Below are 14476 nucleotides of genomic sequence, written 5' to 3'. Positions count from 1 at the left end.
TCCGTGTTGTGGGTCCTCTTCGGGCTGTTGTTCCTCATCTCGTGGGCGGCGTTCTTCACGTTCGACCTGCCCACCGCGATCCCGATCGCGACGAGCGTCGTCATCGCGCTCGCCGCGATCGCGCTCTTCGTGTACCGCCGGATCAACGCGCGCCGCGCCGCGTCTGCGCTTGAGCGGGCCATCGTCCAGCAGGGAGCGCAGCAAGCGCTCAACGCGCGGCCCGAGCGCCGCGCCGAGATCCAGGAGCTCCAGCGGCAGGTCCAGGGCGGCATCAGCGCCCTGAAGAGCTCGAAGCTCGGCAAGGGGAAGGAGCACGGCAACGCCGCGCTCTACTCGCTGCCCTGGTACGTCATCATCGGCCCGCCCGGGGCGGGGAAGACGACGGCGTTGAAGCACTCCGGCCTCGTCTTCCCGTACGCGCACCCGAGCAACGGCGGCGGCGTGCGCGGCGTCGGCGGCACGCGCAACTGCGACTGGTGGTTCACCAACGAGGCGATCCTCCTCGACACCGCGGGGCGCTACACGACGGAGCAGGACGACCACGAGGAGTGGATCGCGTTCCTGCAGATGCTCCTCAAGCACCGCGCTCGCCGCCCGCTCAACGGCATCCTGGTCGCCGTGAGCGTGGCGGATCTCATCGACGCGAGCGAGCAGCAAGTCGAGCTGATGGGGAAGAAGCTCCGGGCGCGCATCGACGAGGTGATGACGCAGCTCCACATGGTGCTGCCCGTCTACCTCCTGTTCACGAAGTGCGACCTCATCGCGGGCTTCTCGGAGTTCTTCGGCGACATGCGCAAGAGCGACCGCGCGCAGGCGTGGGGAGCGACGCTCAAGCTGAGCGCGGACAAGGCCGACCCAGGGAGGCTGTTCGACGCGGAGTTCGACGCCCTGGCGAAGCAGATCCACGGCCGCTCGCTGAAGCGGCTCGTGATGGAGCGCAGCCGCGAGGCGCGCGAGCGCGTCTACCAGTTCCCGCTCGAGTTCTCGGGTATCCGGCGGAACCTCTCCGATCTGGTCTCGACCGTCTTCATGGTCAACGCGTTCCAGGGGACGCCCATCTTTCGCGGCTTCTACTTCACGAGCGGCACGCAGGAGGGCAGGCCGCTCGACCGGGTCCTCCAGCGCATGGGCCAGGCGATGGGGATCCGCACGCACGAGGCCGCGGCGCAGCAGAACGTGGAGTCGAAGAGCTACTTCCTCCACGACGTCTTCATGAACGTCGTCTTCCCGGACGGGGACATCGCCGCGAGGAGCGCGAGCGAGATCCGGCGCCAGCGGCTCGTTCGCGGGGCGATCAGCGCGGCGGCCGCGGCGCTCGGGGTCATCCTCGCGATCCCCAGCGTGGTGTCGTTCGCCAACAACCGCGCGTTCCTGCGCGACGTGGAGGCGGACGCGCGCACCGTCAGCGCGCTCCGGTGGGAGGACACGCGACCGCTCTCGGAGAAGCTCGCCGCGCTGCGGCCTGCGCTGGATCGGCTGAAGGAGATCGACAAGGCGCGCGAGGAGGGGCCGCCGGACGGGATGGGGTGGACGATGTTCCAGGGCGAGACGGTGTACCCGCCGCTCGTGCACGTCTACGTCGCCAGCCTCCAGAACGGCTTCGTGATCCCGTGCAAGCAGCGGCTCGAGGATCGCCTCAAGCTCGCGAAGGGCGACCACTACCTCCGCGAGCGGAACGACCTCAAGCTGTACCTGATGCTGAGCGACGTCGAGCACCTCGACGTCGCGTGGGCGAAGGACAGGTTCACCTCGCTCTGGGCCGAGGTGCTGCGGGCGACCTCGAACCTCACCGAGACCGAGCTGAAGAAGCAGCTCGAGCGGCACGTCGAGTACTACCTGACGCTCATCAAGGAGAAGCGGGTCACGCCGATCGCGCGCAAGGAGGATCTGGTCGCGAGCGTGCGCGCGACGCTCCAGGCCGTGCCGCCGCGGAAGCGGTACTACGACTTCTTCGTCAACGCGATCATCGAGGAGAAGTACGACGAGACGGGTGACAACAGCCGCGCCAACCGCAAGTACCCTCCGCACACGCTCGGCGACATGTTCGCCGACCGTCCCGCCGTGCTGAAGATCATCGGCAGCAAGCTGTACGCGAAGGAGAAGCGCTGGAAGGAGGTGGACGGTCCGTACACCGAGAGGGGGCACTTCGCGGTGCTCGAGAGGCTCGAGAGCGGCGCCGACAGCTTGATGGCCGAGCGGTGGGTCGTGGACCTCGCGCCCGGCGAGGAAGCCTCGATCAACAAGAACCTGGACGGCCTCGCGGCCGACTACGACGTCAGCTACATCGCGCAGTGGACCGACTGGATGGCGGACCTCACCGTGCGGGTCCCGGCCAACCTGAAGGAGGCGAAGGAGACGTACCAGGCGCTCACCCAGGCGGATTACCCCTACCTCCGCGTCCTCCGCGCTCTCGAGGACAACACGCAGTGGAAGCGGGATCGCAGCGCGATCGAGGACTCGGCCCTGGCCAAGCGGGGGAAGGAGTACTTCGATCGAAAGATCGAGCAGAAGACGAGGCTGAAGATCCCCGTCAACGTGAAGCTCATAAGAAACCGGCCGAGCTCGGTGCCGGATGAGTTCAAGCGGACCGTCGAGTTCGGCGTGCCGTCCGCGCCGAGCGGCTCGGCGCCGATCACGGACACGCCCCTGGCGAGGTACATCTCGTTGCTCAGCGCTCTTCGAGACGAGATCCAGCGCCTCGAGGATCTGAACCCCAACGTCGACGCGCGCCTCATGGCCGATCGGTTGGTCGAGGCGACGCGACAGGCCGACGCGCTCCTCCAGCCCTTCGACGAGCGGGCCAAGACGCTGCTCCGGCCGCTGTTGCTCACCCCGATGCAGGTGGTGGCGGCGCGGCTGCCGCCGCTCGCCGCGGTGTCTCGCTTTCCCGCGGCGCCTGCTGCGGGCTCGCGCTGAGCCGCGCGGCGCGGTTCAGATCTCGATGCGGATCTCGTCGCGGCCTGGCTGCACCGCGCCGGTCGCAGGATCGAGCGTGAGCACCATCTCGACCGCATCCTCGCCGTTGTCGCTGTAGTACCGAGGGCGCACCCCCATCGCGGTGAAGCCGAGCTTCCGGTAGAGCCGGATCGCTGCCCGGTTCGAGCGGCGCACCTCGAGCAGGATCAGCCGCACTTGCTGCTGCTGCGCATACTCGAGCGATCGATTCATCAACGCCGTCGCGAGCCCGCGCCGCCGCGCGACCGGGCAGGTGGCCACGTTCAGCACGTGGAGCTCGTCGGCGACGTGCCACGCGATGAGGAAGGCGAGCGCGCGCCGCTCTTCGCGCGCGACCCAGCAGCGCGTCCAGGGGCGACGCAGCTCTTCTCGCGCGGAGAACTGCGGCACGTCGAAGGCCGCGGACGCGACGGCGTCGATCTCGTCGAGCGCAGCGTCGTCCGCAGCGTCGGCCGTCAGCTGGCTCAGCGAGACCGACGGCCTCGTCGCGTCGCGTTTCACCTCGCCACCTCCGTGGGACAGCCGGAGACGATCTGGACTTGCCCCACCCGCCCGCTCTTGAGCTTCGTGCAGGCTTCCCCGAGGAGCTCGACGACCGCGGGCGACTTCCAGCGCCAGCCGTTCTCCGGATCGTAGGCGACCAGCTCGTCGTCCAGGTAGACGTTCGTCTGTCCCGCCTCGGGAGGCGGGTCGACCAGGTCGAACTCGCAGGAGACGACGATGCTGGCGATCTTCGAGAGGACGTTCCCCAGCGTGTCGAGGTCGTCCACCTTGAAGTAGAACGGGCTCACGAACTGCGCCGCGCCGCCGGCGAGCGCCATCTGGTCGAGGACATCGCCGTAGAACTCGCTCCCCGGGATGCCGACGACGTAGACCTCGATCCCGCTCGCCGCGAGCCGCTCGATCGCGGCGACCGTATCGTCGCGATCGAGGCACCCTTCGGGGCCCGAGGGGCCCAAGGGCGAGCAGCAGTTCTCCTCGGGGTCGGGGCACTGCTGTTCGATGTTGGCGATGCACCCGTCGGCCTCGCAGCTCGCCGAGCTGTTGCAGTTCGGACCGCCGTCGGTCGCGAGCACGACGATGGTCTTGCCGGGGAGATCGACGAGCTTCGGCGTCAGCGCCGCGAGGGTCGCCGCGGTAGGCGTGCCGCCCAGGGGCGCGGCCCGCGTCGCCGCGCGGAACCGCGATGTCGTCGTCGAGCCCTCCTGTCCCCCTGCGAAGGGAGCCCCCGGCGTGACAGCGAACACCTCGCCGCCCGGCCTGCACGGCGCCTCGTCGGTCGCGTCCAGGGGGAACACGGCGGCGCCGACGTTGATCAGCGGGCCCAGGTTGCGCACGAGATCGACCGCGGCGTCATGGACCCGGTCGTATCGGGTCGCGTTCGAGCTCGAGGAGGCGGGGCTGAGCATGCTGCCCGACGCATCGAGGACGAAGTAGATGTTCGGCGCTTCGGCGATCTCGACCTGGTGGATCCGGTTGCCGCAGAGCCCTCCCGCATCCGCGGCCGGTGGTCCGCTCGGGTCTTCGGTGTCCGGATCGAACCCCTCCCCCGGCTCTTGCGTCCCCTGACCGGCGCCGCTGCGTGGGCGCTGCTTCGTGACCTCGTCCTCGCATGCGGTCATCGCCGCGCCGCCGAGCGCGAGCGCGGCTCCGACGCAGAGGAACATGCCGCAGGCGCCGGCTCGCTGCTTCACGGCCGTCTTCATGGCGAGCAGCGTATCACGCCCGTTCGCGCCGGCAGCGCCAGCGCTGGCGCCGCCGCGCGCGCTCAGGGCTCGCGGTAGAACCTGGGCACGCGGCGCGAGATGCTGGTCAGCACCTCCCAGGCGATCGTCCCCGTGAGCCCCGCGATCTCTTCAGCGCTGATCGTGCCGCGCCCGAGCGGCCCGTCCTGCGTTCCGAGGAACACCACCTCATCCCCCAGGCGTGCTCCCGGTACATCCGTCACGTCGAGCATCGTGAGATCCATCGACACGGCGCCCGCGATCGGCGCGCGTTGACCGCGCACGAGGGCGGCCCCACGGTTCGAGAGCTGGCGGCTCAGGCCGTCGGCGTACCCCATCGGCACGGTGGCCACGACGCTCTCCCGGGAAGCTTGCCAGGTGTGGCCGTAGCCGATCCTGTCGCCCTTCGCGATCGTGCGCAGCGCGACGATCTCGCTGCGCACCCGGATGACCGGCTTGAGGTCGGGCGCGAGCCCCGCGCACGGCGATATTCCGAACAGCGCGACCCCCGGACGGACGATGTCGAGCAGCGCCGCAGGGAGTCGCAGCATCGCCGCGCTGTTCGAGGCGTGCCGCACCCGCGGCGTGAGGCCGAAGCTCTTCGCTCGCTGCTCGATCTCCCCGAAGAGGCGCATCTGCTCGATCGTCACGCCGAGATCGTCGGCGTCCGCGCAGGCGAGGTGGGTCATGAGCCCGTCGAGCTTCACCTCCGGGTGCTTGGCGAGCGTCGCGAGCACTGCCTCAATCTCCGAGCTCGCGGCCCCGAGCCGTCCCATGCCGGTGTCGACCTTGAGATGGACGCCCACGCGACCGCGCTGCTCGAGCCGCACCACGCTCGCGAGGCGCTCGATCTGGCCGGCGTCGTAGACGACGGGCACGAGATCGCGCGCGATGATCTCCTCGAACCCGTCGCGCCGCGGGCCGTAGTAGCCGCCCATGACGAGGATGGGCAGCCGGATGCCGGCGTCTCGCAGCTCGATGGCCTCCTCGAGCAACGCGACGCACAGGCCGGGGATCCCTGCGCGCTCGAGCGTCCGTGCGACCGCTGGCGCGCCGTGGCCGTACGCATCGGCCTTGAGCACGCCCCAGATCTGCGGCTTCGTCGCGCCGGTCAGCCCTCGCTCGAGGACGCGCAGGTTGTGCCGCAGGTGCGCGAGGTTCACCTCGGCGCGGGTCGGCCGCACGGCGTCCGCGGGCGCCGCTCGCCGCGGCCGCAGCACCCGCATGGGGCCTGCGCTCGCACCGAGCCCCTCGAGGGGCGACGCCGTGCCGTTGCGATCAGGAGTCGTGCTGCTGAGCTCTTTGGGCGCGTGCGAAGCGGACATCGTGTACGCCGATAGCTCTACGCTCGATCGCGGGTCAAGATTCCAGGCCATCTTGGTGTGACAAGGTGAGGCATCTGCGCGAGGAGCAGACGACGTCGATCAGAAGCAGCGACGCATGCACCGCGTGTACTTGCCGGAGCATCCTTTTTCGCAGGCGGCGGATTTGCAGTCGTCCTGGCATTCCTTCCAGTCCGTCTGGCACGACGCGCTGCACTTCGCTCCCGGCGGTGCAACCTCCTCCGCGGTGTTCGACGCCGAGGCCGCAGCGCCGCCGTCGTTCGCGGCTGGGTCTGCGTGGGCCTCTCCCGTTGCCGCCGGCGCGGCCACGTCGGCGGTCAGGAGCCTGGGCGGCGGAGCGAGCGCGCTGGTCGGCTCAGGCACGGCAGGGGCTCGGCTGCTCGGCGGAGTCCACTCGCCTTCGTCGAAATCACTGGCGTGGCTGAGCTGCCTGGCCCGCAGCGTGGCGTACTCCACACGGTCGCGCGTCTGGCCGAACGTACAGAACTGAAGCCACTCGTCCCAGCACGCGCGCCGCAGGGTCGGCTTGACGTCGGCCAGCGAGTCAAGCGCCATGCAGTGCTCGAAGCGTACGTCCCCCTCGTAGACCGCGTTGATGCTCGCGCCGCATGCGGTCACCGAGGCGGCGGCTAGGCAGAGGATGGTCCTGAACCGCACGTCGTAGAACACCGATAGCAGAAAAGCTCGGCCCCGGTGCCAGGGCCCGTCCTATCCGCCGCGGGAACCTGCCGGTCGCCCGGTCGAGGTGCTCTCCGGTTGAACTTTGGGCTGTGATGCCGTACGTTCCCGCCCCTTCGCACCGGCGGCGGCGGCACGACGCCTCCGCGCCGGGCGCCTCAACGGAGCCTGTTCATGTTCCTCATGCTGTCGAAAGGTCCTCGGAAGACCACGCGCTCCAAGTCGAAGCGCCACCGGTCCAAGCTGAAGGCGAAGAACCGCAACCGGCGCAACCGCATCTACCAGCGCGCCTGATCATTGCACCGAGCGCGAGCGAGTCCACGGCCTCGCTCGCTGCGCGTTCTTCGATCCGACTTTGGGGCCGGCCCCTGGAACCTAGGGGCCGCCCTTCTTCAGCTCGGTTAGCACCAGCTTGGCGACCGCCTTGAGCGTGTCGAACACCCCGACGCCGGTCCGCGCGACCCCCTCGAAATCGGGGACGTTCGTCGGGTTGAGCAGCGAGCGGAGCTCCTCGACGGTGCCGATCTCCGGCAGATCCCGCTTGTTGTACTGGATGACGTACGGGATCTTGTCCAGCGAGTAGCCCTGCTCGGCCAGGTTCGTGCGGAGGTTCTCCACCGACTCCTGGTTCGCCTCGATGCGGCCGAGCTGCGAGTCTGCCACGAAGACCACGCCGTCGACGCCTTTCAGGATGAGCTTGCGGCTCGCGTCGTAGAAGACCTGCCCCGGCACCGTGTACAGGTGGAACCGCGTCTTGAAGCCGCGGATCTCGCCCAGCGCGAGCGGGAGGAAGTCGAAGAAGAGTGTCCGGTCGGTCTCGGTGGCGAGGGAGATCATCTTCCCCTTCGCGTCCGGGTTGGTGCGCTCATAGATGTACTGCAGGTTCGTCGTCTTGCCGCAGAGACCCGGGCCGTAATAGACGATCTTGCAGTTGATCTCGCGCGCCATGTAATTGATGAAGCTCATCGACCGCGCTCCTAGTCGTTGAAGAGGTTGTCGATGTCCTCGTCGGTGATCTCGGCGAACGGCGAGTCGGCGCCCGGCTCCTGCACCTTCTTGAGCAGCGCCTCGAAGATGTGGTTGAGCTCCTCGCTCGCCTTTCGCACCCGGAGCCTCACCAACCCGAGGCTCGACTTTGAGTCGAAGATCACCACGAGGATGACGCGGTTCCCGACCAGCTGGATGTGGATGTTCGCCTTTTCACCCTCGTGGAACTGAGTGGCGAACTCGTTCTCCTTGAGGAGCTTCGCCATCCCGCCCGTGGCGGCGATGTTCCCCGCCGTCAGCGAGGCGAGCGACGTGGTGTCGAGGTTGTCGACGTCTCCGCTCGCGGCGATCAGTTGCCCGTTTTTGTCAACGATGAAGACGACCTTCGCATTGGCGTCCTTGACGAGGCGATCCACCACGCTCTGGATCTGATTGAATTCCTCCTCGTACATCACCATCTGAGGGTTGACCATCGTTCCTCCGCCAGCGCTCTCGCGATGGGGCCCTGGGCATTGCGGGCTCTGTCGCCCTTGTCATCACCGGGCGCCGCACGTGCGGTCCCCGACCATCGTCATCCAACTGGCTTCCCGCTGCGCGGGCTTGCCTTACCACCGGTACCACGTTCGCGGCGTGCCGCTCGCTGCCTTGGGACTTGCATGGCTGGTTCGCAGCGCGCAGTGCGGCTGCTCCTCGACCGTGCACCCGTACATCTTGGGACGTTTCTATCCGAAGCAGGTGCGGCGGAGCAAGGCGGCCCTTTCTGGAAGTTGGAGGATCGCACGGCCGGACCTCGCCGGGCCTTGCCGGACCCCGACGGAGCTCGCTCCCCCTGCCCCCAGGGGAGGCTTGGTTCCGGACCTTTTCCAGGCGCCTGTCCGCCCCGGCCGCCCAGAAGGCATGCATGATAAATATCGAAAATTGCTTATATTTTCTTCGTTGAATGCGGTCGGACGACGCTCCACCCTCCGAGGGCGCTGGTGTGGGGCGCGCTGCGTGTCATCGCGCTGTACCCGGCCGAAGATCGACGAAATTCGCGGGAACGGCGCGCGCGGCGCGGCGAGCTCATGAAGCGGCCCGATGAACGCGGCCTGGGGGACGACCTCCTGCCGGCGTGCGTTCCGCCGGCTCGTGGGCAGCACCCCCTTGACCTCGGCCGGCGCGACGCGCCTGCAGCCCTGGCTTGTGCTTGACCGATGGCTTCGGCCACGGGATAGCGCCTCGGATGCGTGACGTGCTCAGCCGGGCCGAGCCCCGTGAGATCGAGCTCAACCCGGGGACGACGAGGGGGCGCTCCTTCTGCGCGCTCACCGTGGGGACGGCGGCCTTGGCGTGCGCCATGTCGCTCGGCGCCGACGCGCGCGCGGAGCTCGGCGCGGTTCACCCTGAGGTGCTCTCCGCGCACGCGGCTGTCCGCGCGGCGAGGGGCCCCGAGGTCTACGGCGCGTTACGTGAGCTCTGGCGCACGTGGGACCGCGCTGATCCCACCCAGGTCGAGGAGGCGATCGCGTCGATCGCTGAGGCCGGCGCGACCAGCGCGCCCACCCAGGTCTATGCGGAGCTCCTCTCGGCGTACGCGCGCAGGCGTCGAGGTGATCTCGACGGAGCGGTCGCGAGGATCCAAAAGCTCGGGTTCATCGGCCGCTGGGCGACGATCGGACCGTTCGACAACGAGAACAAGGGGGGCTTCGAGCGGGCGTTCGGACCCGAGGAGGATCTCGAGCAGCCGGTGGCTGCGGGCAGGACGTACGACGGCAAGGCGCGCGCGGTCCGCTGGCGCGTGCCCCCCGAGGCGCCGCAGTATGGGTGGTTTGATTTCGGCGACTTCATTCGTCCGGTGGAGAGCGTCTGCGGCTACGCGACGACGTTCGTTCGCGCGAAGGCCGGGACGCGCGCTCCTCGGCCGATCTCGATCTGGGTCGGGGCAGACGGGGCGTTCAAGCTGTTCTGGAACGGCGCGAAGGTCCTGGCCGATCCCGGGTACCGCGAGCTCGACATCGATCGGTTCGCCGCGCCGGTGACGCTGCGACCCGGCTACAACCGCTTGACGATCAAGGTCTGCGGAGGTGCGTCGGCGCCCAAATTCGCGCTGCGCATCGGCAACGAGAAGGGAGCGCCGGATCTCGATCTGGATGTGACCTCGGACATCGGAACCCAGGTCACGGCGCCTCAGGGGGAAGCCGCTGAGGCGAGGCGCGCGGGCGGGGCGCGGGCCGAAGGGCCAACCTCCGGCGCGAAGCTCGCCGCGCGCGCGGCTGCCATCGAGGGGCCGATGCAGGCGTTCGAGCGAGCCGCGGGCGCCGCTCGGCCTTCGCCCGCCGTGCTGGAGGCGTTCGCGCGGTACCTCATGCTCACCGGCGGCGACGCCGAGGGGGAGCACAGAGCGCGCGATCTCGCGCGGCGCTCCGCCGAGGCCGCGCCGAGCGTGCGTCGCTACCTGCTCGCGGGACAGCTCTCCGAGGACAGGAACCAGCAGCGCGCGTGGATCGAGCGCGCCGCCGCGCTCGCGGGCGGTCGTGAGGACACCGACGTCCTGCTCTCGCAGGCTCGGCTCGCGCAGACGAGCCCGAACTGGCGCGAGGCGGCTCCGATCTACGAGCGCATCCTGGCCTCCGATCCCGATCATGTCGCGGCCGTCCTCGGGCTCGTGGACCTCTACGTGGAGGCTGGGCTGAAGCGCACCGCGCTCGCCACGCTGGAGCGGGCGCTCGCGCGCCAGCCGAGCAGCGTCTCGCTCCTCCGCGCCTCGGCGGCACAGCTGCGCGCGCTCGGGCGCGACACGGAGGCCGCCGAGATGGAGGCGCGCTACGCCGCGCTGCGGTTCGACGACTCGAGCTTCCTTCACCAGCAGGTCGAGCTCGCGGTGGCGCGCCGCGACCCTGCCGGCGCGGAGCGCTGGATCGAGCGCTTCCTCCGCAGCGAGCCTGACTCCGTCTGGGCTCGCACGGTCGCGGCGCGCACGTACCGCGCGCTCGGCCAGGGCGACCGCGCCCTCGCGGCCCATCAGCGCGCGCTCGCCATGGCGCCCGAAGACATCGGAACGCTGCGCGCGCTCTCGGACCTCTACGGCGAGGAGGGGAACCGAGAAGCGCAGCTGGAGATGCTGCAGCAGATCCTGGCGATCAGCCCTCAGGCGAAGGACGTGCGCGAGTACATCGAGCACATCGAGCCGCCGAAGCCGCGCGCTGACGAGGCGTACGCCTGGGCGCCCGACCGCTTCCTCCCGATGCGGCGCAACGCTGACCGCCAGTATCCGAAGCGCACCCTGCGCAACCTGACGGTCACCACCGTCTTCCCGAACGGCCTGGCGAGCCGGTTCCGGCAGGTCGTCTTCCAGCCGCTGACGGACGAGGCTGCGGCGAGCGCCCGGCAGTACGCGTTCGAGTACCAGGCCGATCGCCAGACCGTGAGCCTCCGTGCCGCGAAGGTCTACCGAGCAGACGGCAAGGTCGACGGGGCGATCGAGAGCGGGGAATCGGGGGCGAACAACCCGGCGCTCGCGATGTACACATCGGCGCGCACGTTCTACGTCAGCTTCCCGCGGCTCAACGCCGGCGACGTCGTCGAGCTGCGCTACCGCGTCGATGACGTCAGCCCTCGCAACGAGATCGCCGATCACTTCGGCGAGATCGAGTTCCTCCAGGGGGATGAGCCGATCGCCAGCAGCGAGTACGTGCTGATCACCCCGAAGACGAGGCAGTTCCACCTCTTCGCGTCCGACCTCCCTGGCCTCGTGCGCGAGACCAAGGAGGACGCCGAGCGGCGCATCTTCCGCTTCTCTGCCGCCTCGGTGCCGCCGGTGGCGCCCGAGCCGGCGATGCCCGCGTGGTCCGAGATCCTCGCGCACGTCCACGTCTCGACCTTCAAGAGCTGGGACGAGGTCGGCTCCTGGTACTGGGGCCTCGCGCGTGAGCAGTTCGACGTGGATGATGAGGTGCGCAAGCGGGTGCGCGAGATCACCAAGAACCTTGCCGACGATCGGAGCAAGGTCCGCGCGATTTACAAGTACGCGACCGAGACGCGCTACGTGGCGCTCGAGTTCGGCATCGAGGGGATTCGCCCGAGGAGGTGTGCGCAGACGCTCGCTCGTGGGTGGGGCGACTGCAAGGACAAGGCGACGCTGATCGTCACGATGCTCCGCGAGATCGGCATCCCAGCGACGATCGTGCTCGTGCGCACCCGCATGCGAGGCGACATCGGGCCGGAGCCCGCGAGCCTTGCTCCGTTCGACCACGCGATCGCCTACGTGCCGTCGCTCGACCTTTACCTCGATGGAACGGCGGAGCACTCGGGCTCGACGGAGCTTCCGATCATGGATCGCGGAGCGATGGCGCTTCAGATCAACGAGGGCAAGCCGAAGCTCGTTCGCCTTCCGGAGCCTGCTCCCGAGGCCTCGGTCGTGCACCGGACCGTCGACATCGCGGTCAGCGCTGACGGATCGGCTCAGCTCGGGGTCGACATCCAGGTGGCCGGTGCGTCCGCGCCGGAGTGGCGGACCCGCTACATGGCGGAGGGGACGCGCCGCGACCGAGCAGCTCGTGACCTCGCCACGGATTTCGGCGCGGTCGAGCTGGCCCCTGGGAAGGCCGGGGTCGAGGTCAACGATCTCGAGGACATCGAGCAGCCGGCGAAGCTGCGGGCTCGAGGAAGAGCCGTCGCGCTCGCTCGAAGGGAGGGCGACAGCCTGTCGGTCCCGGCTGTCCCCACGCAGCGTCTCGCCACCGAGTTCGCCTCCCTCTCGACGCGCACCCGCGACGTGCTCATCCCCGCGCTCACCACGCGCCGGGATGAATGGACCATCCGGATCCCTGCCGGGTGGCGTGTCACCAGGGCGCCGCTGCCCCAGGACGTGGACACCCCCTTCGGCAAGTTCTCGCTCTCGGTCGAGCAGTCCGCGGGGAAGATCGTCGTCCGCAGTCAGATCTCCCTCACGAAGTCCCGGATCAAGCCGTCCGAGTACATGGCCTTCCGAACGTTCTGCGAGACGGCGGACCGCGTCTTCGGTCAGCGGGTGGTGTTCGGAAAGTGAGCGACGGAGCGACGGAGCGACGCCCTGACCCCCCCCGGCCCTCCGGCGCGCCGACCGGCCCCTAGCCGCCGCCTGGACACTTGACAACCCCACGCCGGATCGCCATAAAGCGCCCCCTCTACGCATCCCTGCGGCGCAGAACAGCCTCTCCGGTGGTTCGGAGCGGTGGCCGCCGGGAGCGATAGGCATTCGGATCGAGGGCATCATGCCGAAGATGAAGACCAACCGCGCCGCGGCCAAGCGCTTCAAGGTGACCGGCTCCGGCCGCATTCGCCGCAGCAAGGGCGGGCTCAACCACTGCATGCAGGAGAAGAGCAAGAAGCGGCTGCGTCGTCTCCGCAAGAACGACATGGTCGATTCGGCGATGGAGAAGCGCGTCAAGCTGCTTCTTCCCTACGGCTGACCCTGGAGCAGTGAGGTAAATTACCGATGCCGCGTGTAAAGAGAGGCTTCAAGGCCCGTCGCCGTCGCAACCGTGTCCTCAACCAGACCGAGGGCTACTTCCTCGGCCGAAAGAACCGCTTCCGCCAGGCGGTCGAGGTTCTCCGCCACGCCTGGGAGTACGGCTACATCAGCCGTAAGCTCAAGAAGCGGGATTTCCGTCGCCTCTGGATCACCAGGATCAACGCTGCCGCGCGCCTCAACGGTACGACTTACTCCCGCCTCGTCAGTGGGCTCAAGAAGGCAGGCATCGCCCTCGATCGGAAGATCCTCTCGGAGATCGCGATCCACGATCCTGCGTCGTTCGGCGCTGTGGCGAAGCTCGCTTCGCCCGCCGCGGCGAAGTAACGGCCCGCGGGGTGGTCTTGAGCCCGCCGCTCGACCACCCCGATGCGGAGCGGTCGAAATTGGCCAAGGACGCCTCCCTCTCGTCGCAAGTGCCCGATTATCCTAATATTTCGTATATTTGACGCGTCTCCGCTGCGAACGCTCCCTTGGGTTGCATCGCAGACGTAGAGCTCGGGTGCATCCCTCGGGCAGGGACGTGCGGCTGACGTCGCTGACGCTGATCAGCGTCAGCAGTGTGAGGCAATTAGGCACCGAGCAAATGCGCAGCGTGCATTTCGTGCGCACCTGCTATGCACCGCCGATGGCACCCTATGATCGTGCGATCAGGGTAAAGTCCGACCCAGCTCAGTCCGTTGGCGGCTGGCCGACCGTTCGTTGTTTCTCAAGGGGCTCTGCATCCCCAGCCGAGGGCTGACCGGCCTAAGGCGTGCTCCCGGTCCCCTCCCGGGGGACAGACTTAGCGACGAATTCCGCTGAAACTGAACAGTTGGCCGGAATTTCTAACTTTCCAGGCGGTCTGTCGCGAAAAATAACCTTCTCCGCCTTCGTCCGTCGGGTGAGGGCTCGACATTGCCATCGGGAGGCCCAGGTTCAGGAAACATCGAAGCTCACTGAGAGAACGGCCTCAGCGGCTAGGCGCGGGTTCCTACACGCTGGAAAAGACAGCGAAATTCCCTTGCCTGTGCTGCGAGGGCGGACCCACCGAACCGCGGAACGCTGGCGAGCTCGAGGTGTCCCCAAGGAGAACAGGTTGCCGATGTTGTTGCGTCCCCGAAAGCGTACCCAGCCATGCAGCTCGGCTCGGTCGCAGCGAAACGTCTCGCTCGACAGGACATGGATAGCGCCTTCCGCTCTACATAGCGCACCCCGGCCGAGCTCTCAAACAGGAGAAGCGGGAACGCACGCTAAAAAAGGCACTGTTTTTGCTTCTGGAGCTGGGCTGCTACCGGGGACTGGCGCAGGAGCATCGTTCT

10 protein-coding genes are annotated in these 14476 nt (G+C 68.3%); 4 read left to right on the top strand and 6 right to left on the bottom strand.

Annotation, left to right across the window (positions count from 1 at the left end; genetic code table 11):
- Positions 1 to 3 precede the first annotated feature (3 nt).
- The gene (tssM, locus tag WMF34_RS36835) at positions 4 to 2916 is read left to right on the top strand and encodes a type VI secretion system membrane subunit TssM (protein ID WP_437990747.1); all 2913 of its coding nucleotides are present in this window, start codon (positions 4 to 6) and stop codon (positions 2914 to 2916) included.
- Positions 2917 to 2931: 15 nt separating this feature from the next.
- Here the strand turns inward: tssM and rimI are convergent, their stop codons facing one another.
- The 6 genes from rimI to WMF34_RS36805 form a co-directional block, all read right to left on the bottom strand.
- On the bottom strand, positions 2932 to 3456 hold the full coding sequence (gene rimI / locus WMF34_RS36830) for a ribosomal protein S18-alanine N-acetyltransferase (protein ID WP_437990746.1): 525 nt from the start codon (positions 3454 to 3456) through the stop codon (positions 2932 to 2934).
- Positions 3453 to 4661: a vWA domain-containing protein gene (locus WMF34_RS36825; RefSeq protein ID WP_437990745.1), complete on the bottom strand. Its 1209-nt coding sequence runs from the start codon at positions 4659 to 4661 to the stop codon at positions 3453 to 3455. The genes rimI and WMF34_RS36825 overlap by 4 nt, the downstream gene beginning before the upstream one ends.
- 62 nt (positions 4662 to 4723) lie before the next feature.
- Positions 4724 to 6004: an alanine racemase gene (gene alr, locus WMF34_RS36820; RefSeq protein ID WP_231864449.1), complete on the bottom strand. Its 1281-nt coding sequence runs from the start codon at positions 6002 to 6004 to the stop codon at positions 4724 to 4726.
- 99 nt (positions 6005 to 6103) lie between these two features.
- Positions 6104 to 6691 carry a hypothetical protein gene (locus tag WMF34_RS36815; protein WP_437990744.1) on the bottom strand — a complete coding sequence of 196 codons (588 nt, stop codon included), beginning with the start codon at positions 6689 to 6691 and terminating at the stop codon, positions 6104 to 6106.
- Between the two features lie 384 nt (positions 6692 to 7075).
- A complete protein-coding gene (locus WMF34_RS36810; RefSeq protein ID WP_012239857.1) occupies positions 7076 to 7666 on the bottom strand; it encodes a GTP-binding protein in 591 nt (196 codons plus the stop codon).
- An 11-nt stretch (positions 7667 to 7677) separates the two neighbouring features.
- Positions 7678 to 8160, bottom strand: coding sequence for a roadblock/LC7 domain-containing protein (locus WMF34_RS36805; RefSeq protein ID WP_012239856.1), 483 nt, complete (start codon positions 8158 to 8160; stop codon positions 7678 to 7680).
- Positions 8161 to 8909: 749 nt separating this feature from the next.
- Between WMF34_RS36805 and WMF34_RS36800 the strand changes: the two genes are divergently transcribed.
- From WMF34_RS36800 to rplT, 3 genes are all read left to right on the top strand, one after another.
- Positions 8910 to 12713: a DUF3857 domain-containing protein gene (locus WMF34_RS36800; RefSeq protein ID WP_437990743.1), complete on the top strand. Its 3804-nt coding sequence runs from the start codon at positions 8910 to 8912 to the stop codon at positions 12711 to 12713.
- Positions 12714 to 12918: 205 nt separating this feature from the next.
- Positions 12919 to 13116 (top strand): 50S ribosomal protein L35, encoded by a 198-nt coding sequence (rpmI, locus tag WMF34_RS36795; RefSeq protein WP_012239854.1) that lies wholly within the window; start codon positions 12919 to 12921, stop codon positions 13114 to 13116.
- Positions 13117 to 13142: 26 nt separating this feature from the next.
- Positions 13143 to 13502 (top strand): 50S ribosomal protein L20, encoded by a 360-nt coding sequence (rplT, locus tag WMF34_RS36790; protein WP_012239853.1) that lies wholly within the window; start codon positions 13143 to 13145, stop codon positions 13500 to 13502.
- The last annotated feature ends 974 nt before the right edge of the window (positions 13503 to 14476 follow it).

Origin of the sequence: Sorangium sp. So ce145 (assembly GCF_051525985.1) — a bacterium.
GTDB classification, from domain to species: domain Bacteria; phylum Myxococcota_A; class Polyangia; order Polyangiales; family Polyangiaceae; genus Sorangium; species Sorangium cellulosum_B.
Note: the sequence above shows the minus strand (reverse complement) of the source record. Positions and strands in the feature narration are given on the sequence as shown.